This is a genomic window from Nonomuraea gerenzanensis (assembly GCF_020215645.1).
In the GTDB taxonomy this organism is placed as follows: Bacteria; Actinomycetota; Actinomycetes; order Streptosporangiales; family Streptosporangiaceae; genus Nonomuraea; species Nonomuraea gerenzanensis.
This window is the reverse complement of record NZ_CP084058.1, coordinates 5,984,417-6,006,861: the sequence shown is the minus strand read 5'-3', so window position 1 is coordinate 6,006,861 and position 22,445 is coordinate 5,984,417. Positions and strand designations below refer to the sequence as shown.

At 72.7% G+C, this 22,445-nt stretch carries 27 protein-coding genes; 12 read left to right on the top strand and 15 right to left on the bottom strand.

From position 1 onward, the window contains the following. Window positions 1-24: 24 nt before the first annotated feature. The 10 genes from thrC (at window position 25) to LCN96_RS28070 (ending at window position 7,736) form a co-directional block, all read left to right on the top strand. Window positions 25-1,089 (top strand): threonine synthase, encoded by a 1,065-nt coding sequence (thrC, locus tag LCN96_RS28115; RefSeq protein ID WP_225265426.1) that lies wholly within the window; start codon window positions 25-27, stop codon window positions 1,087-1,089. Window positions 1,090-1,249: 160 nt separating this feature from the next. Next, window positions 1,250-1,879: a DNA/RNA non-specific endonuclease gene (locus LCN96_RS28110; protein WP_225275890.1), complete on the top strand. Its 630-nt coding sequence runs from the start codon at window positions 1,250-1,252 to the stop codon at window positions 1,877-1,879. Window positions 1,880-1,944: 65 nt separating this feature from the next. After that, a complete protein-coding gene (locus LCN96_RS28105; protein ID WP_225275889.1) occupies window positions 1,945-2,544 on the top strand; it encodes a biotin transporter BioY in 600 nt (199 codons plus the stop codon). A 7-nt stretch (window positions 2,545-2,551) separates the two neighbouring features. Beyond that, the gene (locus LCN96_RS28100) at window positions 2,552-3,916 is read left to right on the top strand and encodes a class I adenylate-forming enzyme family protein (protein ID WP_225275888.1); all 1,365 of its coding nucleotides are present in this window, start codon (window positions 2,552-2,554) and stop codon (window positions 3,914-3,916) included. A gap of 1 nt (window position 3,917) precedes the next feature. Beyond that, a complete protein-coding gene (locus LCN96_RS28095; RefSeq protein WP_225275887.1) occupies window positions 3,918-5,048 on the top strand; it encodes a thiolase family protein in 1,131 nt (376 codons plus the stop codon). Beyond that, window positions 5,048-5,725 carry an energy-coupling factor ABC transporter ATP-binding protein gene (locus LCN96_RS28090; RefSeq protein WP_225275886.1) on the top strand — a complete coding sequence of 226 codons (678 nt, stop codon included), beginning with the start codon at window positions 5,048-5,050 and terminating at the stop codon, window positions 5,723-5,725. The genes LCN96_RS28095 and LCN96_RS28090 overlap by 1 nt, the downstream gene beginning before the upstream one ends. After that, window positions 5,722-6,327 (top strand): energy-coupling factor transporter transmembrane component T family protein, encoded by a 606-nt coding sequence (locus LCN96_RS28085; protein WP_225275885.1) that lies wholly within the window; start codon window positions 5,722-5,724, stop codon window positions 6,325-6,327. Before LCN96_RS28090 ends, LCN96_RS28085 begins: the two co-directional genes overlap by 4 nt. Window positions 6,328-6,376: 49 nt before the next feature. Then, entirely contained in the window at window positions 6,377-6,730 is a 354-nt protein-coding gene (locus LCN96_RS28080) for an ArsR/SmtB family transcription factor (RefSeq protein WP_225275884.1), read from the top strand. Continuing rightward, the gene (locus LCN96_RS28075) at window positions 6,727-7,344 is read left to right on the top strand and encodes an SRPBCC family protein (RefSeq protein ID WP_225275883.1); all 618 of its coding nucleotides are present in this window, start codon (window positions 6,727-6,729) and stop codon (window positions 7,342-7,344) included. Before LCN96_RS28080 ends, LCN96_RS28075 begins: the two co-directional genes overlap by 4 nt. After that, a complete protein-coding gene (locus tag LCN96_RS28070; RefSeq protein WP_225275882.1) occupies window positions 7,344-7,736 on the top strand; it encodes a VOC family protein in 393 nt (130 codons plus the stop codon). Before LCN96_RS28075 ends, LCN96_RS28070 begins: the two co-directional genes overlap by 1 nt. 97 nt (window positions 7,737-7,833) lie before the next feature. On the opposite strand, the gene LCN96_RS57140 is transcribed toward LCN96_RS28070, so the two are convergent. Genes LCN96_RS57140 through LCN96_RS28035 form a run of 7 tightly spaced genes read right to left on the bottom strand, consistent with a single transcriptional unit; the run spans window position 7,834 to window position 13,213 of the window. Further along, on the bottom strand, window positions 7,834-8,265 hold the full coding sequence (locus LCN96_RS57140; RefSeq protein WP_311131930.1) for a carboxylesterase family protein: 432 nt from the start codon (window positions 8,263-8,265) through the stop codon (window positions 7,834-7,836). Between the two features lie 24 nt (window positions 8,266-8,289). Next, window positions 8,290-9,273: an amidohydrolase family protein gene (locus tag LCN96_RS28060; protein WP_225275881.1), complete on the bottom strand. Its 984-nt coding sequence runs from the start codon at window positions 9,271-9,273 to the stop codon at window positions 8,290-8,292. Continuing rightward, complete coding sequence (locus LCN96_RS28055; RefSeq protein WP_225275880.1) at window positions 9,270-9,812, bottom strand: 3-hydroxyanthranilate 3,4-dioxygenase; 543 nt, start codon at window positions 9,810-9,812, stop codon at window positions 9,270-9,272. The genes LCN96_RS28060 and LCN96_RS28055 overlap by 4 nt, the downstream gene beginning before the upstream one ends. Then, on the bottom strand, window positions 9,809-10,237 hold the full coding sequence (locus LCN96_RS28050) for a RidA family protein (protein WP_148437263.1): 429 nt from the start codon (window positions 10,235-10,237) through the stop codon (window positions 9,809-9,811). The genes LCN96_RS28055 and LCN96_RS28050 overlap by 4 nt, the downstream gene beginning before the upstream one ends. Beyond that, complete coding sequence (locus tag LCN96_RS28045; protein ID WP_225275879.1) at window positions 10,234-10,971, bottom strand: 2-keto-4-pentenoate hydratase; 738 nt, start codon at window positions 10,969-10,971, stop codon at window positions 10,234-10,236. Before LCN96_RS28045 ends, LCN96_RS28050 begins: the two co-directional genes overlap by 4 nt. Continuing rightward, window positions 10,968-11,771: a 2-keto-4-pentenoate hydratase gene (locus LCN96_RS28040; RefSeq protein WP_318528361.1), complete on the bottom strand. Its 804-nt coding sequence runs from the start codon at window positions 11,769-11,771 to the stop codon at window positions 10,968-10,970. Before LCN96_RS28040 ends, LCN96_RS28045 begins: the two co-directional genes overlap by 4 nt. Window positions 11,772-11,779: 8 nt before the next feature. Continuing rightward, complete coding sequence (locus LCN96_RS28035; protein WP_225275878.1) at window positions 11,780-13,213, bottom strand: 2-hydroxymuconic semialdehyde dehydrogenase; 1,434 nt, start codon at window positions 13,211-13,213, stop codon at window positions 11,780-11,782. A gap of 334 nt (window positions 13,214-13,547) precedes the next feature. Here LCN96_RS28035 and LCN96_RS28030 point away from each other — a divergent pair, with 334 nt between their 5' ends. Both LCN96_RS28030 and LCN96_RS28025 read left to right on the top strand, forming a co-directional pair. Beyond that, on the top strand, window positions 13,548-13,700 hold the full coding sequence (locus LCN96_RS28030) for a hypothetical protein (RefSeq protein WP_225275877.1): 153 nt from the start codon (window positions 13,548-13,550) through the stop codon (window positions 13,698-13,700). Window positions 13,701-13,731: 31 nt separating this feature from the next. Further along, window positions 13,732-14,688: a LysR substrate-binding domain-containing protein gene (locus LCN96_RS28025; RefSeq protein ID WP_225275876.1), complete on the top strand. Its 957-nt coding sequence runs from the start codon at window positions 13,732-13,734 to the stop codon at window positions 14,686-14,688. A 116-nt stretch (window positions 14,689-14,804) separates the two neighbouring features. Here the strand turns inward: LCN96_RS28025 and LCN96_RS28020 are convergent, their stop codons facing one another. The 8 genes from LCN96_RS28020 to LCN96_RS27985 all read right to left on the bottom strand — a co-directional run bounded on the left by LCN96_RS28020 (window position 14,805) and on the right by LCN96_RS27985 (window position 22,382). Next, window positions 14,805-15,233, bottom strand: a complete 429-nt coding sequence (locus tag LCN96_RS28020) for an Ohr family peroxiredoxin (protein WP_225275875.1) — start codon at window positions 15,231-15,233, stop codon at window positions 14,805-14,807. Beyond that, complete coding sequence (locus LCN96_RS28015; protein WP_225275874.1) at window positions 15,230-16,024, bottom strand: aspartate/glutamate racemase family protein; 795 nt, start codon at window positions 16,022-16,024, stop codon at window positions 15,230-15,232. Before LCN96_RS28015 ends, LCN96_RS28020 begins: the two co-directional genes overlap by 4 nt. Further along, a complete protein-coding gene (locus LCN96_RS28010) occupies window positions 16,021-17,025 on the bottom strand; it encodes an NAD(P)H-quinone oxidoreductase (RefSeq protein ID WP_225275873.1) in 1,005 nt (334 codons plus the stop codon). The genes LCN96_RS28015 and LCN96_RS28010 overlap by 4 nt, the downstream gene beginning before the upstream one ends. Window positions 17,026-17,048: 23 nt before the next feature. Further along, entirely contained in the window at window positions 17,049-17,222 is a 174-nt protein-coding gene (locus LCN96_RS28005; protein ID WP_225275872.1) for a hypothetical protein, read from the bottom strand. 4 nt (window positions 17,223-17,226) lie between these two features. Continuing rightward, window positions 17,227-17,760 carry a 3-hydroxyanthranilate 3,4-dioxygenase gene (locus tag LCN96_RS28000; protein ID WP_225275871.1) on the bottom strand — a complete coding sequence of 178 codons (534 nt, stop codon included), beginning with the start codon at window positions 17,758-17,760 and terminating at the stop codon, window positions 17,227-17,229. Window positions 17,761-17,885: 125 nt separating this feature from the next. Beyond that, complete coding sequence (locus tag LCN96_RS27995) at window positions 17,886-19,340, bottom strand: 2-hydroxymuconic semialdehyde dehydrogenase (protein ID WP_225275870.1); 1,455 nt, start codon at window positions 19,338-19,340, stop codon at window positions 17,886-17,888. After that, complete coding sequence (locus tag LCN96_RS27990) at window positions 19,333-21,231, bottom strand: ATP-dependent acyl-CoA ligase (RefSeq protein ID WP_225275869.1); 1,899 nt, start codon at window positions 21,229-21,231, stop codon at window positions 19,333-19,335. Before LCN96_RS27990 ends, LCN96_RS27995 begins: the two co-directional genes overlap by 8 nt. Further along, window positions 21,228-22,382, bottom strand: a complete 1,155-nt coding sequence (locus tag LCN96_RS27985; RefSeq protein WP_225275868.1) for a thiolase family protein — start codon at window positions 22,380-22,382, stop codon at window positions 21,228-21,230. The genes LCN96_RS27990 and LCN96_RS27985 overlap by 4 nt, the downstream gene beginning before the upstream one ends. Window positions 22,383-22,445: the final 63 nt, after the last annotated feature.

The following is a 22,445-nucleotide window of genomic DNA, read 5'->3' as shown; positions in this document are numbered from 1 at the left end:
CGAAACGAGTGTTACGGTGCCGCCATGACTACCTGGCACGGCCTGATCGACAGCTCCTACCGGCGCTGGCTGCCGGTCACCTCCTCCACCCCGTCCGTCTCGCTCAATGAGGGCAACACCCCGCTGCTGCACTCGCACCACCTGTCCGAGCTCACCGGGTGCGAGGTCTGGCTCAAGGTCGAGGGTGCGAACCCGACGGGCTCGTTCAAGGACCGCGGCATGACGGTGGCGATCAGCCGGGCGGCCGAGGCCGGCGCCGAGGCCGTCATCTGCGCCTCGACGGGCAACACCAGCGCCTCGGCCGCCGCCTACGCCGCCCGCGCCGGGCTGACGGCCGCCGTGCTGGTGCCCAGGAGCGGGGTGGCGCTGGGCAAGCTGAGCCAGGCCGTCCGGTACGGCGCCGAGATCGTGGAGATCGACGGCACGTTCGACGACTGCCTGCGCGTGGCCCGCGAGCTGGCCGCCCACCACCCGATCGCGCTGGTCAACTCGGTCGGCAACGAGCTGCGCCTGGCCGGGCAGCGCACGGTGGCCTACGAGATCGTCGACGCCCTCGGCGACGCGCCCGACGTGCACTGCCTGCCGGTGGGCAACGGCGGCAACATCACCGCCACCTGGGGCGGTTACCGCAATTACCGGAAGGCGGGGCTGTCGTCGCGGCTGCCGCGCCTGTGGGGCTTCCAGGCGGCCGGCGCGGCGCCGTTCGTGCGCGGCGAGCCCGTCGCCGAGCCGCGCACGGCGGCCACCGCGATCAACATCGGCCACCCCGCGACCTGGGACGCCGCCCTGGCGGCACGTGACGAGTCGGGCGGGCTCATCGCCGCGGTGACCGACGAGCAGATCTTCGCGGCGTACCGGCTGGTGGCCCGCAGGGACGGCGTCTTCGCCGAGCCCGCCTCGGCGGCCGGCGTGGCGGGCCTGCTCGACCTGCACGCCAGGGGCGGGCTGGAGCCCGGCCTGCGCATCGTGATCACGCTCAGCGGCAACGGGCTGAAGGACCTCGACGCCTCCCCGCGCGACGGCTACACCGCCACCGAGACCTCGGCCGCCACCGTGGACGTGGCCCGCGCCCTGCGCCTGGCCGCCTGAAACAACTAACAGTAACCGTTAAGCAACGTTACGTGACTTCCGTCACGGGCACGAATGTCGCGACAAAGCCGACGAGGCGGCCGATACGGCCATTTGCCCGCCCCTCCATCGGCCTATCGCGCCTGGCCGGCGATCTTTCCTTCCCGAGAGGAACGCCATCGTGCCCGCACTTCCCCCTGCCCTGCGACGCGCGAGCGCCGCCGCCCTGCTGCTGACCGCCGCCGCGGCGGCGCCCGTGTACGCGCCCGACGCCGCCCCCTGCGAGCGCCACCTCCAGCCCGCCCACACCTACCACGCCCACCACCACACCTTCACCACCGACGACTCGGGACGCCCCGTCGAGGCGCTGGCCAGGAAACTCGTGGACAAATCCGCCACGCGCACCGGCTGCCAGGGCACGGTGGGCGACTGGGGCGGGCGCGGCGACTGGAACGGCGGCCACCTCATCGCCGCCTCCTTCGACGGCGTCGGCCTGCGCTACAACCTCGTCCCCATGCAGGGCAGGCAGATCAACCAGGGCCTGATGAAACGTGTCGAGGACGGCGCCCGCTCCTGCCTGGAGGGCGGCGGCAGCGTGGCCGACTACCGGATCCGGCTGCGCTACCCCGACCGTGCGGCGCTCGCCCCCGACCAGATCCGGATCACGCTGTCGGTCTCCAGGAAGCTGGAGTTCACGCTGCCGAACCGCACGCTGCCGGCCGAGGAGCTCGCCTCGCACGAGGAGCGGATCACCAAGGCGTTCCAGGAGGCCCGCTGCTCGGCGCGGACGGTATCCGTCACTCGCAGATGATCCGCCGTAAAGTTGTGGGAACCCTCCATGCCCGTCCGTGACCGCCGTGGTGTGGGATCTACACCATGAAGAAACAGCGCGGGTTCGCGATGCAGACCCTGGCGAGGGTGGCCGTGTTCGCGGCGCTCATCGCCGTCCTCGGCGTGCCCGGCACGTTCAACGTCTTCGGGACCACCGTCCCCATCACGCTCCAGACGCTGGGCGTGATGCTGGCCGGGGTGATCCTGGGCTCGTGGCGGGCCGCGCTGGCCGTCCTGGTGCTGCTGGTGCTGATCGCCGCGGGGCTCCCGCTGGCGGCCGGCGGCCGGGGCGGGCTCGGGGTGTTCACCGGGCCGTCGGCCGGGTTCCTGATCGGCTGGCTGCCCGGGGCGGCCGTGATCGGGTGGCTGGTGGAGCGGGCCGGCCGCAGCCCGAGCACCCCGCAGCTGTTCGCGGCCTGCTTGGTAGGCGGCATCGGCGTGATCTATCTGTTCGGGATCCCGGTCTGGGCGCTGGTGGGCGGGATGTCGCTCGGCGCGGCGGCCTGGAGCAGCCTCGTCTTCCTGCCCGGCGACCTGATCAAGGCGGGGCTGACCGCGGTCGTGGCCAGGGGCACGCAGCGGGCCTACCCCGACGCGGTGCCCGCCGTGCACCGCGAGCGCGTGCGCTCGGGCTGGGGGCGTTGACCTCTCGATGCCCGTAGCACGACATGTCCTGGCCCACGCCGCCGAGCGCCCGTCGCGGCTCGCCGTGTGCGGGCCCGGGGGCGAGCTGACATACGCGGGGCTCGCCGAACGGATCTCCGGCGCCGCCCGTCATCTGCGTGATCGGGGTGTCGGTCCCGGCTCGATGGTCGCCGTCGCCCTGGCCGACCCCGTGGAGCTGCTCACCGCCGTGCTGGCGGCCGACCTGGCGGGGGCCACGCCGCTGGTGGGCGATCCCGCCTGGGACCGCCGGCGGTGGGACCACCTCACCACGGCGAGCCTGGCCGCCCGCATCTCCGCGCCGCTGCCCCAGGTGGCAGGCCCTCCCGTGGAGGGCGAGGCGCGGCCGGATGATCTGGCCTGGGCGTGCTTCAGCTCCGGCAGCACCGGCCGCCCCCGCGCCGTCATCCGCACGCGGGCCTCGTGGACCGGCTCCTACTCCCACCTCGACCGCCTGGCCGGGATCGGCCTCGACGACGTCGTGCTGGTGCCCGGCCCGCTCGTCTCCTCCCTGTACGCCTTCGCCGCCCTGCACACCCTGGCCACCGGCGCCACGGCCGTCGTGCCGGGCCGCTGGCCGGGCCGTTCCCTGGCCGCCCACCTGGACAGCGCGAGCGTCGTGCACGTGGTGCCGCACCGGCTGCCCGACGTGCTGCGCCGCCCAGGCTCGCTGCGCGTGGCCGTCGTCGGCGGCGCGGCACTCGACGCCGGCGCGCGGGCGCAGGCAGCCGCGGCCGGGGTGCGCGTCGTGTCGTACTACGGGGCCACCGAGCTGTCGTTCGTGGCCGCGGACACGGACGGGAGCGGGCTGCGGCCCTTCCCGGGTGTCGAGATCGAGGTGCGCACCGGCGCCCACGGGCCGCTCGGCGAGGTGTGGGTGCGCTCGCCCTGGCTGTCGCAGGGGTACCTGGCGGGCGCCGCCGGTCCGCTGCGCCGCGACGCCGGCGGGTGGGTGACCGTCGGCGACCTCGCGGAGCCGTACCGGGCGGGGCAGGTGCTGCGGCTGCGCGGGCGCGGCGACGGCGCGATCCAGACCGGCGGCGCCACCGTCGTGCCCGAGGACGTCGAGGAGGTGCTCCGGCAGGTGCCCGGCGTCGGCGACGTCGTGGTGGTGGGGCTGCCGCACCCGTCACTCGGCTCAGTGGTGACCGCTGTGGTCGAGGCGCCGCCCGCGCGGCAGCCGCCGCGCGCGCTGCTGGAGGCCACGGCCAGGGGCGCGCTGGACGCCGCGCAGCGGCCGCGCCGCTGGTTCGTGGTGCCGAGCCTGCCGCGCAACCCGACGGGCAAACCCGCCCGGGCGCAGGTCGCCGACCGGCTGGCCGGTGGCGATCCCGAGATCCGGCGGCTGGTCTGACATGGGCGACACCCCCGTGGTGGTGGCGGCCCGGCGCACGCCCATCGGCACCGCCGGGCACGCGTACAAGGAGCTGACCGTCGACCGGCTGGCCGCCCCCGTGCTCGCGGCCGTCGCCGCGCAGCTGCCCGGGCGGCGGGTGGACGACGTGGTGCTGGGCAACTGCATGGGCCCCGGCGGGAACGTGGCCCGCGTGTCGGCGCTGGCCGCCGGGCTGGGGCACGAGGTGCCCGGGCTGACGGTGGACCGGCAGTGCGGCAGCGGGCTGGCCGCGATCCTGGTGGCCGGGCAGGCGATCCGCGCGGGCGAGGCGGATCTGGTGATCGCCGGTGGGGCCGAGAGCGCCTCGACCGCGCCGCTGCGCACGTTCAGGGGGGCGGCGGAGCCGTACGAGCGGGCGCCGTTCGCCCCGGCCGGGCAGCCCGACCCCGACATGGGCCCGGCAGCGGAGGCGCTCGCGGCGGCGTACGGGATCGGCCGCGACCGCCAGGACGCCTACGCCATCCGCAGTCACGCCCGCGCGCTGGCGGCCCGGCAGGCGGGGCGGTTCGAGCAGGAGATCGTGCCCGTCGGCGAGCGCCGCGACGACCAGCGCCCGCGCCCGCTGCGCGCGGCGTCGCTGGCCCGCCTGCCTGCGGCGTTCGTCGCGGACGGTACAGTGACGGCCGGAAATGCGTCCCCGGTCAGCGACGGCGCCGCCGCCGTGGCCCTGGTGCCGGAGCGGCTGCGCGCGGGCCTGCCGGGGATGCGGCTGGTGGCCGGGGCCGTCGTCGGGTGCGATCCCGGGCTGCCCGGGTGGGGGCCGGTGCCGGCGATCCGCCGGGTGCTGGCGCGTACGGGGGTGGAGTTGGAGCGGGTCGCTGCGGTGGAGATCGTCGAGGCGTTCGCGGCACAGGTGCTGGCCGTGACCGACGCGCTCGGGCTCGATCCGCTGGGCGCCGACGACGAGCGGGTGTGCCCCGACGGCGGGGCGCTGGCGCTGGGGCATCCGTGGGGGGCGACCGGGGCGGTCGTGGTGACCAGGCTGTTCAGCAGGCTCGTGCGGGCCGCCGCACCTGCCGGGACACTGGGCCTGGCGGCAGCCGCCGTCGGCGGCGGGCTGGGCGTGGCGGCCCTGTTCGAGGTCGTCTGATGGCCATCGACTTCTCCGACGTGCACGTACGCCTCGGGCAGCGCGACGTCCTGCGCGGCGTCACCGCCTGCCTGACCGAGCGGCGCGTCGGCGTCGTCGGCGCGAACGGCTCGGGCAAGAGCACGCTCGCCCGCCTGGTCAACGGCCTGGCCCTGCCCACCTCCGGCACCGTCACCGTGCTCGGCCTGGACACCCGCCGCCACGCCGCCAAGATCAGGCGCGGCGTCGGCTTCCTGTTCACCGACCCTGACGCGCAGATCGTGATGCCCACGGTGGCCGAGGACGTGGCGTTCTCGCTGCGCCGCAAGGGCCTGTCGCGCGAGGAGATCGAGCGGCGCGTGACGGACGTGCTGTCCCGCTACGGCCTGGAGGGCCACGCCGACCACCCCGCGCACCACCTGTCGGGCGGCCAGAAGCAGCTCCTGGCGCTCTGCTCGGTCATGGTGCTGGAGCCCGACATCCTCGTCATGGACGAGCCGACCACGCTGCTGGACCTGCGTCACTCCCGCCGGGTCGCCGGCCTGCTGCGGGAGATGCCGCAGCAGGTGCTGGTGGTCACCCACGACCTGCCGCTGCTGTCCGGCTTCGACCGGGTGCTGGTGCTGGACGAGGGCCGCGTCGTCGCCGACGGCTCCCCGCAGGAGGCCATCGGCCACTACAGGAAGCTCATGGCGTGAATAGCCTGACCGGCGCCTACGTCCCCGGCTCGTCCGTCCTGCACCGCCTGCCCGCCGGCGCCAAGCTGGCCGGGCTCGCCGCGTCCTGCACCGCGCTGGTCCTGCTGCGCACGCCGTCGGCCCTGGCCGTGGCGGGGGTGATGGTCGCGTTGCTGTACGCGCTGTCGCGGGTGGGCGTGGCGGCGGCGTGGGCGCAGGTCAGGCCGGTGCGGTGGTTCGCGGTGGCGTTGTTCGGGACACAGCTCGTCTTCGCCGGGCTGGACGGGGCGATCTCCACAGTGCTGCGCGTGGTGCTGGCCGTGGCGCTGGCCGGGCTGGTCACGCTCACCACCCGCACGGCGGACATGATGCGGACGCTGGAGTGGTGCCTGTCGCCGGTCAGGTTCGCGGGGCTGGACCCGTTCCGGCTGTCGTTGCTGCTGTCGCTGACCGTACGCAGTGTGCCGGTGGTGGCCGAGCTGGCCGGTCGCGTCAGGGAGGCGCAGCGGGCCAGGGGCGTGGAGCGCAGCCTGCGCGCGTTCGCGGTGCCGCTGGTGGTCAGCTCGCTGCGGCACGCCGACGCGCTGGGGGAGGCGCTCAGCGCCCGGGGCCTCGACGACTGAGGTATCCCAGGCTTGACTTATATAAGCTGCCGCTGAAATACTCCTGGTCGTGCACGCATTCGACGTTCTCGGTGATCCGGTCCGCCGCCGGATCCTGGAGCTGCTCGCAGGCGGTGAGCGCAGCTCCGGAGACGTCACCGCCACCATTCAGAGCGAGTTCGGCATCTCCCAGCCGGCCGTCTCGCAGCACCTGCGGGTGCTGCGCGACAACGGCTTCGCCAGCGTGCGGGCCGAGGGCACCCGGCGGCTGTACGCCGTGGAGCCGGGGCCGCTGCAGGAGGTCGATCTCTGGCTGGAGCGCTTCAGGGTTTTCTGGGATCAGCGCCTGGACGCGCTGGCGACGGAGCTGGCCCGGGGCAAGCGCGAACGCCGCCTCAACAGCGACAAGAAGGACCACCCATGAAGATGATCGACCAGCTCAACCAGGCGCATCGGGAGCTGATCGACGGCACCCGCAAGGCCGTCGTGCTGCGCCGCCACTACGACGCCGAGGTGGAGGACGTCTGGCAGGCCTGCACCGATCCCGATCGGATCAGCCGCTGGTTCATGCCCATCAGCGGCGACCTGCAGCTGGGCGGGAAGTACCAGCTCGAGGGCAACGCGGGCGGCGAGATCCTGCGCTGCGAGCCGCCGAGCCTGCTCAAGGTCTCCTGGCTGTTCGGCCCCGACCCCGGCTTCTCCGAGGTCGAGGTGCGCCTGACCGCCAGGGACGGCGGCACGGAGTTCGAGCTGACCCACACCTCCGAGCCGCCCGAGGAGTTCTGGACGCAGTTCGGGCCCGGCGCGGTCGGCGTGGGGTGGGACCTGGCCCTGCTCGGCCTGGCCCTGCACCTGGCCGGCGGCGAGAAGGTGGACGAGTCCTCCTTCCACCTCACCGAGGAGGGCCGCGCCTACATCGTCGGCGCCGCCCGGGGCTGGGGCGAGGCCCACCGCGCCGCCGGCGCCCCCGGCGACGTGGTGACGGCCACCGTCGCCGCCATCACCGCCTTCTACGCGCCCGAGCCGGAGGAGTCCTGATGAACGTCACCCCGTTCCTGATGTTCCAGAACAGCGACGCCGAGGAGGCGATGAACTTCTACGTCTCGCTCTTCGACGACGGCAAGGTGGTCTCCATCGAGCGCTACGGCGATGAGGAGCCCGACAGGAAGGGCACGGTCAAGCTCGCCGTCTTCACGCTGGCGGGCCGCGAGCACAAGTGCATCGACAGCCCTCCGGTGCACGAGTTCACCTTCACGCCGTCGATGTCGTTGTTCGTCGACTGCGACAGCGAGGAGCAGCTCCAGCGCCTGTACGACGCGCTGGGCGAGGGCAGGCAGGCGCTCATGCCGCTCGGCTCGTACGGGTTCAGCAGGAAGTTCGGCTGGGTCAACGACCGGTTCGGCGTCTCCTGGCAGCTCAACCTGCCGTGACCGGCCTCCTGGGACAGGGCATCGGCGAGATCGGCGACGGGGGCACGGCCGGGCGGAGTCTCAGACCAGGCTCTGCCCGCCGTCCACAGCGCTGATCTCATCCACGGCAGAACCGGGCGAACTCATCGCTCATGGACCGCGCCGTCTCCGCCACCTCCGGGCCGGTGCCCGTGAGCGGGGTGCCGTGGGTGCCGAAGTAGAGGGGCACGTCCACGAGGCGGGAGGCGCCGGGTGCGATCCCGTCGGCGGGGCCGCCGGAGATCTCCTGGGTGTCCAGGCCGTCCTGCCCGATGGCGGTGAACAACCGGGTCTCCTCGGCGGCCGTGGTCACCAGCCGCGCCACGGGCACCCACGGCTGGGGCGCGGGCGGGCCGGGCGCGACGGCGTCCCGCACGCCGTCCCAGGGCAGGGCGGGCTCCGGCGCGGCCAGGCGCCGGGCGGGCGCGGCGTACCGCACGCCCTTGAACGCCGTCACTCCGCCGGCGGTGAGGCCGCGCAACGTGCCCAGCGGTGTGCGGGCGAGCGTCACCGGGCGAGCGTCACCGGGCGAGCGTCATCGGGCGAGCCCGAGGAAGGCCGCGGCGTTGCCGCCGAGGACGGCGGCGCGGGCGGCGTCGTCCAGCTCGGGGCAGGCCCTGACGACCGCGCCCGGCTCCAGCTCACCCAGCGGGAACGGGAAGTCGGTGCCCAGCATCACCCGCTCGGCCCCCATCACCTCCACCAGCAGCCGCAGGGCACGCGGGTCGAACACGGCCGAGTCGACGAAGAACCGGTCGGTGTACGCCGACGGCGGCCGGGGTGAGTGCGCGCGGACGAGGTCGCGGTTGTGCCAGGCGTTGTCGGCCCGTCCGAGCAGGTAGGCGAAGCTGCCCCCGCCGTGGCAGAAGCACAGCCGCAACGAGCGCGGCAGCCGCTCGAACGCGCCGGAGAGCATCAGCGACAGGATGCCCAGCTGCGTCTCGGCCGCCATGCCGACCAGCCACGGCAGCATGTGGCCTGACATGCGGTCGGCGCCCAGCATGTCCCAGGGGTGCACGAGCACCGGCATGTCCTGCTCCGCGCAGTGCGCGAGGAACGCCACGATGTCCGGGTCGTCCAGGTTGCGCGGGCCGACGTGGTTGCCGATGTGCACGCCGCGGTGCCCGGCGGCCTTGGCCTCGGTGACGGTCCTGGCGGCCAGGTCCGCGTCCTGCAACGGCACCTGGCACAGCGGCAGCAGCCGGTCGGGGGCCTGCGCGCAGTAGGCCAGGATGCGGTCGTTGACCATGGCGCACCACTCGGCCGCGCGGGATGCGTCGGCGGCGTAACCGAACAGCAGCGGCGTCGAGGAGACCACCTGCACGTCCACGCCGGTCCTGTCCATGGCGGCCACGCGGGCCCCGGCGTCCCACAGCTCCGGTGTGACGGGGCGGTAGTCGTCCTCACCGCTCATCATCATGCCGTCGCGCAGCCAGGGCTCGCCCGCTCCGGCCAGCGTCCTGGCCTCCTCGCGGGAGATCCGCGGGAAGACGTGCGTGTGGACGTCGATCACCGTCACCGGACCACCGGTCGCAACTCATCGGGCCAGTCCTTGCCGGGGTGCTCGGCGCCGCAGTGCGGGCACGTGCGATCGCCCTCGTAGAAGCCGCGGAAGACGGGCGGCAGGTCGTCCACGATCGACTGGAGCTGCACCTCGGCCCGGTGGACGAGCCGGTGGCAGCTCACGCAGTACCACTCGAAGGCGTCCAGGTGGCCCTGCGGCCTGGCGAACTCGACGACCAGGCCGATCGAGCCGGGCACCGGCCGCTGCGGCGAGTGCCGGACGTGCGGCGGCAGCAGGAAGACGTCACCCTCCCTGATCTGGATGTCCACCGGCGGCTTGCCCTCCTCCTCCATCACCCGCAGCACCATGCCGCCTTTGAGCTGGTAGAAGAACTCCTCGATGGGGTCGTCGTGAAAGTCGGTGCGCTGGTTGGGCCCGCCCACGATGGTGACCATGAGGTCGGCGTCCTTCCAGATCTGCGCGTTGCCGACCGGCGGCTTGAGCAGATCCTGGTGCTCGTCGATCCACGCCTGGAGGTTGAAGGGGGGCATCATGGCCGGCTCCTTTGCGGTAGGTGGGCGATGCAGGAGATCTCGATGAGCAGGTGCGGGTGCGGGAGCTGGTGGACGGCGACCGTGGTGCGGGCGGGGCCGCTCTCGTCGAAGAACTCGCCGTAGACCTCGTTGTAGCCGCCGAAGTCGTTCATGTTGACCAGGTACGTGGTCACGCTGACCACGTCGGCCAGGCTTCCTCCGGCGGCGGCGAGCAGGTCGGCGACGTTCTCGATGACGGCCCTGGTCTGCTCGCGGATGTCGAGGCTGGTGGTGCCCAGCTCGTCCGCGGCGGCCCCGGCGAAGCTCCCGTCGGGGCGGCGCGAGCTGGTGCCGGAGACGAACACGAACTCACCCGCCCGCCTGACGTGCGGGAACCGGCCACGAGGGCGGGCCTTGCCCTCGACCAGCAGAGCGTCGTTCGTCATCGGGTGGTCACCTCCACGTGGCCGAGCCCGGCCGCGGCGATGCGTACGTGCGCCCCTGCGGGCAGCGGGACGGCGGCGGTGGCCGCGCCCGCGAGCACGACCCAGCCGGGCTGCAGCTCGATGCCGGCGGCGGAGGCCAGCCGGGCGGCGGCGGTCAGGGAGCGGAGCGGGTCGCCGAGGATGGCGGCCGACGAGCCGCTCGCCACGGCACGGCCGTCGATCTCCATGACCAGGCCGAGGTTGGCGACGTCGCGCGGGCGGTGCCAGGGGCCGTGGCCGAAGCCGCTGGCCGAGGCGTTGTCGGCGATGACGTCGGCCAGGGTGAAGCTGAAGCCCTCGTAGCGGGAGTCGAGCACCTCGTAGCCGACGGCGACGCCGCCGACGGCCGCCGCGGCGTCGGCCGGGGTGCGTACGGGCCGCTCCAGCAGGAACGCGATCTCCGGCTCGATCCGCGGATGGATGAGCCCGGCGGTGTCGAGGTCGTGCTGGACGAGCATGGCGTCGGTGAGCAGGCCCCAGATGACGTCGTTCACGCCCATCTGCACCATCTTGGCGCGGCTGGTGAAGCCCATCTTGACGCCGATGATCCGCTCGCCGCGAGCCAGCCGCCGCTCGACGGTGGCGCGTTGCACCTGGTAGGCGGCGGGCACGTCGAGGTCGGCCGTGTCGGTCAGCCGCGGGATGGCGCGGGCCGTCAGGGTGGCCTCGTCCAGGAGTTCGGCCAGGGCGTTCACGGGGTTCCCCCTTCCGCGACGGCGAAGGCCGCGCGTACGTCTCCGAGCCCGTCGATGCGGGCCTCCAGCACATCACCGGGCCGCACCGGGACGACAGGTCCGAGCGCCCCGGTCAGCACCGTGTCGCCGGCCCGGAGCGGCTGCCCGAGTGCGGCGAGCGTGTCGGCCAGCCAGACGGCGGCGTGCAGCGGGTGGCCGAGGCAGGCCGAGCCGATGCCGGTCGAGACCTGTTCGCCGCGCCGCTCGATGACCATCCCGGCCATCCGCAGGTCCACCTCGCGCAGCGGGACCGGGCGGGTGCCGAGCACGTACAGGCCGGAGGAGGCGTTGTCGGCGACGGTGTCGGCCAGCGTGATGTCCCAGTCGCGGATGCGGCTGCCGACCACCTCGATGGCGGGCAGCGCGAACGCGGTCGCGGCGATCACGTCGGCGACGGTGTGCCGCTCGTGCGGCAGGTCGTGCTCCAGCACGAGGGCGACCTCGGCCTCGGCGCGCGGCTGGAGCACGGCTCCGGCGGGGATCTCCGCGCCGTCGGGCACGGCCATGTCGGCGAACAACGCGCCGAAGTCGGGCGAGCCGACGCCGAGCTGCTCCTGCACGGCCTTGCTGGTCAGGCCGATCTTGCGGCCGGTGAGCCGTCGGCCCTCGCCGAGCCACCGCTCGGTGAGCAGGCTCTGCACGGCGTAGGCGGCCTCAAGGCCGTCGACCAGGTCGCGGACCGGCTCGCACGGCCGGCCTGACGCGTACGCGGCCAGCAGCCGCGCGGCGGCGGCGCGATGGTCGTCTGTCACGGAAGTCACGGGGGTCCTCAAATCTTGACGCACACGTTCACGGGCTCGGAGAAGAAGTCGAGCGAGTACTCGCCGCCCTCGCGGCCGATGCCGGAGGCCTTGACGCCGCCGAAGGGGGTGCGCAGGTCGCGCAGGTTCCAGCAGTTCACCCAGACGATCCCGGCCTCGATGCGGGGCGCGACGCGGTGGGCGCGCGACAGGTCCGTGGTCCAGACCGTGGCGGCCAGTCCGTACGGGCTGTCGTTGGCCAGCCGGATCGCCTCGTCCTCCTCCTCGAACGGCGCCACGTGGCAGATCGGCCCGAAGACCTCCTCACGCACGGTCCGCGCGCTCTGCGGCAGCCCCGTGATGACGGTCGGCTCGACGTGGTAGCCGCCGTCGCGGTCGTCGCCGAACTCCGGCACACCGCCCCCGGCCAGCACCGTCGCGCCCTCCTCGACTGCCAGCCGGTAGTACGACAGCACCTTGTCGCGGTGCTCGGCGGAGATCATCGGCCCGTAGTCGCGCAGCGCGGCGGCCCGCTCGGCGAGCGCGCTCACGAACGCGTCGAAGACGGCCCGTTGCACGTATACGCGCTCGGTGCACAGGCAGATCTGGCCGGAGTGGGTGAAGCTGGAGCGCAGTGTGCCCTCGACGGCCTCCTCCAGGTCGGCGTCGGCGAAGACGAGGGCGGCGTTCTTGCCGCCCAGCTCGAACGAGACCGGGGTGACGTGCGCGGCGGCGTTGCGCATGATGGCGCTGCCCGTGGCGGACGCACCGGTGAAGGCGATCGCGTCCACGCCCGGGTGCGCGGTCAGGTGTTCCCCCGCCGCGCCGGCGCCGTGGCCGTGGACGAGGTTGAACGCGCCCGCCGGCAGCCCGGCCGCGTCGATCACCTCGGCCAGCAGGGTCGCGGTCGAGGGGGTCTCCTCCGACGGCTTGGCGACGACGGCGTTGCCCGCGGCGAGCGCGGGCGCGACCTTCCAGGTGAGCAGGAGCAGCGGCAGGTTCCACGGCGAGATGACGGCGACCACGCCGAGGGGGCGGCGCACGGTGTAGTTCAGCGCCTGGCCGCTGCCGCTCCAGCCGGGGACGCTCGTCGGGTAGGCGCGTTCCGGGCGGCCGTAGGCGAGGTCGGCGTAGGCGCGGAAGTTGGCGGCGGCGCGCGGGATGTCCACCGTCGCGGCCAGCTCGCGCGGCTTGCCGGTGTCGGCCACCTCGGCGGCGACGAACTCCTCGAACCTGGCCTCGATGCCGTCGGCGATCCGGCGTAGGTACGCGCACCGTTCCTCGGTGCTCGCCCGGCCCCAGGCGCCGTCCATCGCGGCGCGGGCGGCGCGCACCGCTTCGTCCACCGTCTCGCGCGGGGCCTCGGGTACGGCGGCGATCTGGCGTCCGTCGGCGGGCGAGCGGAGCGGGAAGGGTGTCCCCGCCGTCGTGAAGACGCCGTTGACGTAGTGCGCGGGCTTCATGACGGCCATTGTGGTGACGTCCGCCATAACAGTCCAATACCTAAATCAGGGCTAGATATCTTCGGTTTGTTATATGTCCGTCCTGCTATATCTGGGGCGCATATCGGTATTCGTCCCGGCATACCACAGGCCGCCCGCCGCGTCTCGCGGGCGGCCTTCATCGGCACCGCCATCGAGTGGTACGACTTCTTCCTGTACGGCACGGCCGCCGCCCTCGTGGTTTCATGGCGTGGGGCTGGCGGGTGCCGTTCCTGCTCAGCGTCGTGCTCGTGGTGATGGGCCTGTACCTGCGGCTGCGCATCGAGGACTGCTGGGTGGCGGGATCACGCCGCTGGTGGCCGCGTCGCTGCTCGCCTCGGCCGGGACGTCCCTGTCGATCACCGCCTCCCTGGCCGTGGCATCGGTCGTCAGCCTGGTCGCGGCCCTGATGATCCCGCGCGACGACGCCGAACGCCTCGGAGACCGCCCGGCCGCCATAGCAAAATAGGGAGATTCCATCCCGCTCATATGATGGTTTCGTGATATCTCGTCCTCTGGACCTGCTGAGCGGCCGGCTCAAGCTCCGCCACCTCGTACTCGTCACGGCCATCGCCGATCAGGGCAGCGTCCTGCGCGCGGCCGAGCACCTCCACCTGGCGCAGCCCGCCGTCACGCGCGGGCTGCGGGAGGTGGAGCACCTCCTGGGCGTCGAGCTGTTCGTCCGGGGGCCGCGCGGCGTCACGCCGACGCTGTTCGGCGAGGCGTTCATCGAGCACGCCCGCGCCGTGCAGGCCGAGCTGCGCCGCGCGGGTGAGCGCATCGCCGGCCTGGCCGACGGCGACGCCGGCACCGTGACCGTGGGCACGCTGCTCACCGCCACGAACGTGCTGCTGCCCCGCTCCATCGCCGCGCTCAAGGCCGACCGGCCCGGGATCACCGTGATCGTCAGGGAGGGCACGTTCGACTCCCTGGTGCCGCGCCTCGTCGACGGCGACCTCGACGTGATCCTCGGCCGGCTCAACCCCATCGAGGACCACCCCGGCCTGCGCCAGCTGCCCCTCTACGAGGAGCCGGTGCTGCTGGTCGCCCGCGAGGGACACCCGGCGAGGGCGGCACGGACGCTGGCCGACCTGCTGGCCTACCCCTGGATTCTGCCCCTGGAGCAGACCTCGCTGCGGCAGGAGCTGGAGCAGCTCTTCCGCCGCGACGACCTGCCGCTGCCGCGCGACCGCACCGAGTGCACCTCGATCCTGACCATCCGGTCGCTGCTCCTGGAGACCGACATGGTCGCCGCGCTGCCCGCGTTGTTCGTCAGGACCGACAGCCGGCTGCAGGAGCTGCCCGTGCCGCTGCCGTCGGTACGCCGCCAGGTCGGCGTGACCCTGCCCGGCGCCCGCGCGCTCACCCCCGCGGGCAAGGCCATGCTCACCCATCTGCAGCAGCAGGCACAACGGCTCGACGCGGCGCCGCAGCCCGGTTCGCCGGCCAGGAGCTGACCGTGAATGGCGACAAGGACCTCGGTGAACGTCGTTCGCCGCCGCCTCGGGTCAGCAGCCGGCCGCGACCGCCAGGATGTCGAAAGCGCCGGCGCCCAGCGCCAGGAATGCGCGACTCAGCTTCCAGGGGACAGGGTGAGCTTCACGGGGATGTTTCCCGTGACGGCCTTCGAGTAGGGGCACTTGCGGTGGGCAGCCTCCAGCAGCGCCTCCCCGATCTCCGGCGGCACGCCCGGAGCAGTGACGACAAGCTCGACCGACAGGTCGAAGCCGGCGCTCCCGCCGGCGATCGTCACCCGCGCCTCTACCCGGGCGTCGCGCAGCTTGACGCGTTGAACGCGGGCGACCGAGGTCAGGGCCGAGAGGAAGCAGGCCGAGTACCCGGCGGCGAAGAGCTGCTCGGGGTTGCTGACGTGCCCGCCGGATCCGCCCAGGCCCTCGGGGATTCCCAGGTCGAGCTCGATCAGGCCGTCGTCCGAGCGGACGCTTCCTGAGCGTCCGTCACCGGTGGCGAGGGCGTGGGCGGTGTAGCTGAGGGTGGTCATCGTTGGGTCCCCTTGACGAGAGTGAGCAGTTCTTTCACGGCTTGCGGTGTTGCCCTGGCGAAGGTCCCTCCGCGAGAGACCGGGGTTCCCATCGCTCGGGTGATCGCGACGGACGCCTCCGCCTGTCGGACCGCGAGCAGGGTCGGATTGGCCACCAGCGCGCCCGGCACCTCGACGTGGTCGCGGGCGCTGAGCAGGGCGAACAGGCCCCCCGCCGACATCACGACATCGACACCGCTCTCCTCGACCATGCTGATGGCCAGCGAGACGAACGTGTCCTTGATCGACTGGTACGCCACGTCGTCGTCGTAGGCTGCGACCGCCTGGTCGGGGGTGAGCCGCAGCGGCCGGACGTCGACGACCCGGGACGACAGCCCGTAGCGGGCTATCTGCTCGCTGTGCCACGACAGGTACACGGGGTCGAGGGTGACGAGGCCGATGCGGCCACCCAGCATGCAGGCCTGGAGCATGCTGGCTTCGCCGTGCCCGATGACCGGGATGTCGACGGCCGTCCGCGCCTCGTAGAGACACGCGTCCTGGAAGTGGCCGACCAGGACGGCATCGAAGCCCTCCTCGGCCGCCGCGACGATGCCGGCGACTGACTGGACGCCGCAACGCAGCTCGCTGAGCCTGCCGAGCTGGGTGTCGGCCGGGCTGATCCCACGCACCTCGTAGGTGACCCCGGGCGCGGCGATCTCGGTGAGGTAGGCCTGCAGCCTGGAGAGGTATGGCTGGTGGACGGCCGGGTCGGTGAAGCTCTGGTACAAGATCCGGGAGGGAGGGCTGTTCATCGTCGGCTTTCGGGTGTCGGGGGCAGGCCAGGGTCAGCGAGGAGCAGGACCTTGCCACGGTGGTGGGATTGCTCGAGGAGGCGATGAGCCTCGGCGGCCCTCTCGAGCGGGAGGGTTGCGTGGGTGGTCGGGACGATCGCGCCGCTCTCGTACAGCGGCCACACGTGCCGCACGAGTTCGGCGATGATCTGGTCCTTCTCGTGATCGGGCCGCATCCGCAGACCGCTTCCGGTGAGCGTCAGGTTGTTCCTGAGCAGCGGTTCGAGGTCGATCGTGGCCCTCGATCCGCTCTGATGGCCGATCACGACGAGGCGGCCGCCGCGGTCCAGCACCTGCAGGTTTCGTTGCAGGTAGTCCGCGCCGACGATGTCGAGCACCACCGCGGGACGGATGCCGCGATGGCACAGCTCGTCGGCGAAGTCCTGTCGACGGTGATCGATCACGAGATCGGCACCCAGCCCCTCGACGAACCGGGCCTTGTCGGGCGAGCCGACCGTGGTCGCCACCCGTACGCCGTGGGCTGCGGCGATCTGCACGGCCGTCGCACCGATACCGCTGGCGCCGCCGTGCACGAGCAGCCAGGACCCCGGTTCGAGCTTGTCGGGCATGTAGAGGTTCGACCACACGGTGGCGGTGGCCTCCATCAGCCCGCCGGCGTCGACGGTGGAGACACCGGCGGGGACCGGCGCCAGGTGTGCGGCGCGCACGGCGACGTACTCGGCGTACCCGCCTCCGGGGAGAAGCGCACACATCTCACGGCCGAGCAGGTCGTCCCCGACACCCGGACCGACCGAGACCACGACCCCGGAGACCTCGAGGCCGAGGTCGCTGACCGCTGCTGCGCCGGGGTAGTCGCCTGCTCGTTGCATGAGGTCGGCCCGGTTCACGCCTGCCGCGACGACGCGCACCAGCGCTTCACCTTGCCCAGGTCGCGGGAGGGCCCGCTGCGTCATCGTCAGGACATCCGGTCCGCCCGGCCGGCTGGCGACGACGGCTCGCATGTGCTGGGGGAGGGAGGTCGAGCTCACGAGGCCGTGCCCACCCGGTCGAGCCCGGGCCACGTGGTCACACGGCCGGCCTCCAGGGTGCCGGCGATGTCATGGCGTCGGCGCCAGGCGTTGTCGATCCTGCCCGGCCCGTAGGGGAGGGAGCCGCCGCCGTGCGCGCAGTGGGCGTGCACCTCGATGGCGGGGATCACGTGCTCACCCCTTCCCCGGATGCAGGGCGCCGCAGTGCGCGCAGGTGCGGGCCGCCGCGTCCTCGTAGAACTGCGTGAACACCGGCGGCAGGTCCGCCACGATGTCGCGGACCTGCAGCTCCACCTCGTGCACCAGGCCCGAGCACTCGAGGCAGTACCACTGGAACTTCTCCGATGTCCCCTCCTCGCGGACCCGCTCGATCACGACGCCGATGGACCCCGCCTCAGGCCGCTGCGGCGAGTGGGGAAGGAAGCCTGGAAGGAGCCAGGTCTCACCTTCCTTGATCTCGACGGTGACCTTGCCGTCCTCGGTCATGACGTCGACGTACATGGAGCCCTTGATCTGGTGGAACCACTCCTCGTAGGGGTCGACGTGGAAGTCGGTCCGCTGGTTCGGACCCCCGACGACCTGGACGATGAAGTCCTGCCCGGTGAAGATCGACTGGTTGTTGACCGGAGGCTTGAGCTCCGGCTCGTGCTCACGGATCCACTTCATGAAGTTGAGTGGCGGGGTGAGGTGAGTGGTCGGCTGGGTCATTGCGCTTCCTCCTGAGGGGTGGTGCTCGTCTGGGCGCAGCCGCCGAGGCGGGTGGTCCCTGGCTCGTCGACCGGTCCCGGCCGCCTCGGCGACCACGGTCGGCACGCCTGCTGCTCCGGCCGCGCTCACAGTGCCACGCACACATTCGTCGTCTCGGTGTAGAAGTCGAGCGAGTGACGGCCACCCTCGCGGCCGATGCCCGACAGTCCCATGCCGCCGAAGGGCGATCGCAGCTCACGCAGGAACCAGGTGTTGACCCACGAGATCCCGGTCTGCATCTGGGCTGCGACCCGGTGCGCACGGCGGAGGTCGGACGTCCAGACCGCGGCCGCGAGCCCGTAGTCGGTGTCGTTCGCCCGCCTGACCGCCTCTTCCTCGGTGTCGAAGGGCATGAGCGCCGCGACGGGACCGAAGATCTCCTCCCGGACGACCCGGTCGTCGTCGTTCAGGCCCGTCCAGAGGGTCGGCTCGACCCAGAAGCCCTCGTTGAGAGCACCGCCCGGGGCGGCTGCCCGTCCTCCCGTCAGGGTCTTGGCGCCTGCCTGCTCGGCGAGGCGCACGTAGTCGAGGATCTTTCTCTGGTGAGCCCGCGAGATCACCGGGCCGGTCGTCGTCGTAGGATCCGAAGGCGCTCCGAGACGCAGGGCCTCGGCCGCGGCGACGAGCCGCTCTGCCACCTCGTCGAAGACCGAGCGTTCGATGTAGACGCGCTCCGTGCACAGGCACACCTGCCCGGTGTTGGCGAACACGGAGCGGGTCAGCCCGGCGACTGTGGCATCGAGGTCGGCGTCGGCGAAGACGAGGGCTGCGTTCTTCCCCCCGAGCTCGAAGGACACCGGGCGGATGCGGGGCGCGACGGTCTTCATGATGCCTGCGCCGGTCGCCGTCGACCCGGTGAAGGTCACGCCGTCGATGCCCGGGTGGCTGGTGAGGTGCTCGCCCGCCGAACCGGTGCCGAAACCGTGGACGACGTTGTAGACGCCGTTCGGCACGCCCGCCGCGGCGAGCACCTCGGCGAGCAGCGTCGCCGAGCCCGGTGTCTCCTCGGACGGCTTGACGACGACGGTGTTGCCGCACGCCAGCGCAGGTGCCAGTTTCCAGGTCAGGAGGAGGAGCGGGAGGTTCCACGGCACGATCGCCGCCACGACGCCCAGCGGCTTGCGGACGACGTAGTTCAGCGCTTGCCGGCCGTCATCCAGATCCTGGAGGTAGGACTCCGCTCCTTCAGCTCCCGCGACATCGGCGAAGGCCCGGAAGTTGGCGGCCGAGCGGGCGATGTCGAGAGCGCGAGCGCCTGCTTCGGGCTTGCCGGTGTCGGCGACCTCGGCGGCCAGGAGGTCGTCGGCGCGCCGGTCGATCTCGTCTGCGACCCGGCGGAGCAGGGCGCAGCGCTGCTGGATCGTCGTCCGGCCCCAGGGGCCGTCCAGCGCCGCGCGCGCTGCCCGGACTGCCTGGTCGACGAGGGCGGCGTCCGCCTCGTGCACCCAGGCGACCTGTTGGCCGGTCGCCGGGTCGATGTCGGCGAACGCCTCCGAGCCGTCGATGAATCGGCCGTCGAGGAAGTTCTTGTACTCACGCATGGGATGTCCGTTGTGTCGGGGCCGAGTCAGGAGCCGTCGGCCGGGGACGAGGTGGCTGGCGGTCCCACGCACCGTCGGTTCCGCGGCTGCGCAGCTCCGGCTTTCGGACCTTGCCGTTCTCGGTCAGCGGGAGGGCGTCGAGCCGGACGAGGAACCGAGGGATGGCGTACGCCGCGAGGCGCGGGCCGCAGAACTCGACCAGGTCCTCGAAGTCGAGCTGTGCGGCTTCCTTGACGACGATCGCCGCCATGACCTCGTCCTCGCCGAGCTCGGAATCGACGGCGTAGACCGCCACCTCCGCCACGGCGGGGTGCGCGCGGAGCACGTCCTCGACCTCCACCGACGAGATGTTCTCGCCGCGACGCCGGATCACGTCCTTGATGCGATCCACGAACCGGATGGATCCCTCTGCTTCCACGCACACGCGGTCGCCGGTGTGGAACCACAGGTCCTGCCAGGCGGCGGTGGTCGCTTCAGGCATCCGGAAGTAGCCGGACGCGAAGGCGAAGGGCTGGTCGCTGCGCAGCAGCAGCTCGCCCGGGGTGCCGAGCGGTACGTCGGCGCCGTCGGCGTCGACCACCCGCATGTGGAAGCCCGGCTGCAGCGTCCCGATGTAGCCTGGTCGTTCCTCTCCCGGCCGGGTGGCCACGACCGCGTTGGTCTCGGTCGATCCGTAGCCGTCGAGCAGCGCGACGCCGAAGCGCTCGCGGAACGGGGTCAGCAGCCGGCCCGGTGTCGCCGGCGACAGCGCGAGCCGTACCTGGTGGGCGCGATCCAGCTCCGACGGCGGCTGGCTGTCGAGGATGCCCACCATGGCGCCGAGCAGGTAGGTCACGGTGGCGCCGCTGTCGGCCATCTGCGACCAGAACCGGGACGCCGAGAAGCGGCCGCCCAGGACGTAGGTCGCGCCGCTGACCAGGGCCTGGCTGAAGGCGTTGAGTGCGTTGGTGTGGAACAGCGGCAGACAGGTGTGCAGCACGTCGTCCGGCTGGATCCCGATCTGGTCGCTGACGTTGTTGCCCCACCACCAGAACTGCGCCTGCGGGCACACGACTCCCTTGGAGACGCCGGTCGTGCCCGAGGTGTACAGGATCGCGGCGGGGTCTCCGGGGGCGACGACGGCCGGCGAGACCGGCGCCTGCATGGGCTCGGTCCGGTCGCCGAGGACCCACCTCGCCTGCAGGTCCGGCAGAGCCGGCAGACCTTCGAGGTGAGGTTCGAGGCCGGCCTCGACGACCAGGAGCCGGGCCTGCGAGTTCGCCAGGATGTGGTGCAGCTGAGCCCCCCGGGCGGCGGTGTTGATCGGGACCGCGACCGCACCCAGCCAGGCGGCGCCGAGCACGAGGTCGAGGAGCTCGACACGGTTGGCGGCGAGGAAGGCGACTCGTTCGCCCGAGGTGACGCCGCGGGCGGCGAGCGCACCCGCTGCGCGCGCCACCGCCTCGGCCATCCCAGCAGCCGTGCGGTGAACGTCGCCGCACACGAGGGCAGGGGCTTCGGGCGTCAGCGCCGCCCGGGCCAGCAGCATCCCGGGGATGGTGCACTCACGCAGCGGGGTGTCCCGCGGCAGGCGACGGGGGTCGTCGCCGGCGTGCGTGGGGTCCGGGACGAAGGCCGCGGGGCCCGGCGTGGCAGGAGAGGTCGTGAGCGGTAGCTCCCGATGCGGGGGAAGTCCCTCGGGTTCTCCGATCAGCCGCGCGACGACCTGCAGGCCGGCCGCGCACTCGACGGTGAGGAGTGTCGTACCGTCGCTGGTCCGCGTGGAGGTGACGACTCGGCCTCGCTCGACGCTCACCTCGTCGAAGTCGTCGGCGCCGCACCCGGGACACAGCAGTCGTCGGGGGAAGTAGTGCGTGCCGCAACCACCGCAGCGCTGGACGTGGAGGCTCATGCGACCGCCTCCAGCACTGCGACGTTGCCGCAGGATCCGTGCCTGTAGAGCACCATGCCGTAGCCCGTGACCACGCCGATCCGGGCCTCGACCTGCCGGCCGGAGGCGCGCCCGCGCAGTTGCTGGACGACCTCCACCAATCCGTGCATGCCGCCCGCGGCTCCTGCCTGGCCGGCGGAGAGCTGGCCGCCGGACGTGTTGACCGGCAGCCGCCGGGTGGCTATCTGCTCGGCGATGACGGCCCGGATCGCTCCGGGGTGGGTCACCCCGAGGTCGACGAGCTGGGACAGCACCATCGCCGGGTAGTCGTCGTACACGCTGATCACGTCGGCGTCGGTCGGCGCGACACCTGCGCGTTCCCAGGCGGCGGGGGCACAGCCGGCGACCGCGGTCTGGATGCCGTCGCCTGCCTGGTCGTCGGCGTTGTAGGCGGTGGTGACCGCCAGCACCCGGGCGCGGCGACCCGTGGTCCGCTCCTCGCCGGCGACCACGATGGCGTCGGCGCCCGTCACCGGCGGGACACAGTCGTAACGCCCGAGAGGTGCGGCGACCAGGGGCGCGTCGAGGTACTCCGCCAGCGTCATCGGCGCGCGGTACACCGCTCCCTGGTTCAGCCCCGCCCAGGCACGCTGGGCGACCACGAGGTCGCCGTAGTCCTTACGGTCGAGCTGCCAGGCGGCCATCTGTCGTTGCGTCAGCATCGCGAACAGGGCGTTCGGTCCGGTCATGGGAAGGTCGGCCAAGTGGTCGACGGTTGCCTGGTTGTAGGCCCTGACCAGCCTGGTGTGGGCGGCCTTGTCCATGGCGTCGCCGGCGACCAGCACGACGACGGACGCGTCGCCGGCTTCGACGGCCCGCACGGCGTGCTGCAGCATTCCGCCGGCGCTCGCGCCACCGTTGGTGTCCTGCATGATCCAGCGCAGCTTCAGGCCCAGTCGCCAGGCGAGGTCGATGGCGTGGTCCGGGCCGAGGGTGAAGCTGGCGACACCGAGCCCGTCCACGTCCCCCGGCTCGAGGCCGGCATCGCGCAGGGCCCGGACGACTGCGTCGCGCAGCACTCCGGCGGTCGTGGTGCCCGCGCCGGGGTGGCGGGTGTAGGGCGACTCGGCGGCGCCGACGATCGCGACGTGGTCGCGGGTGGGATGAGACATGGATCTCCTCCGGCGGGCCGCACCCGTGAGGGCGTGGCCCGCGCTGGTGGCGGGGGTTGTGGG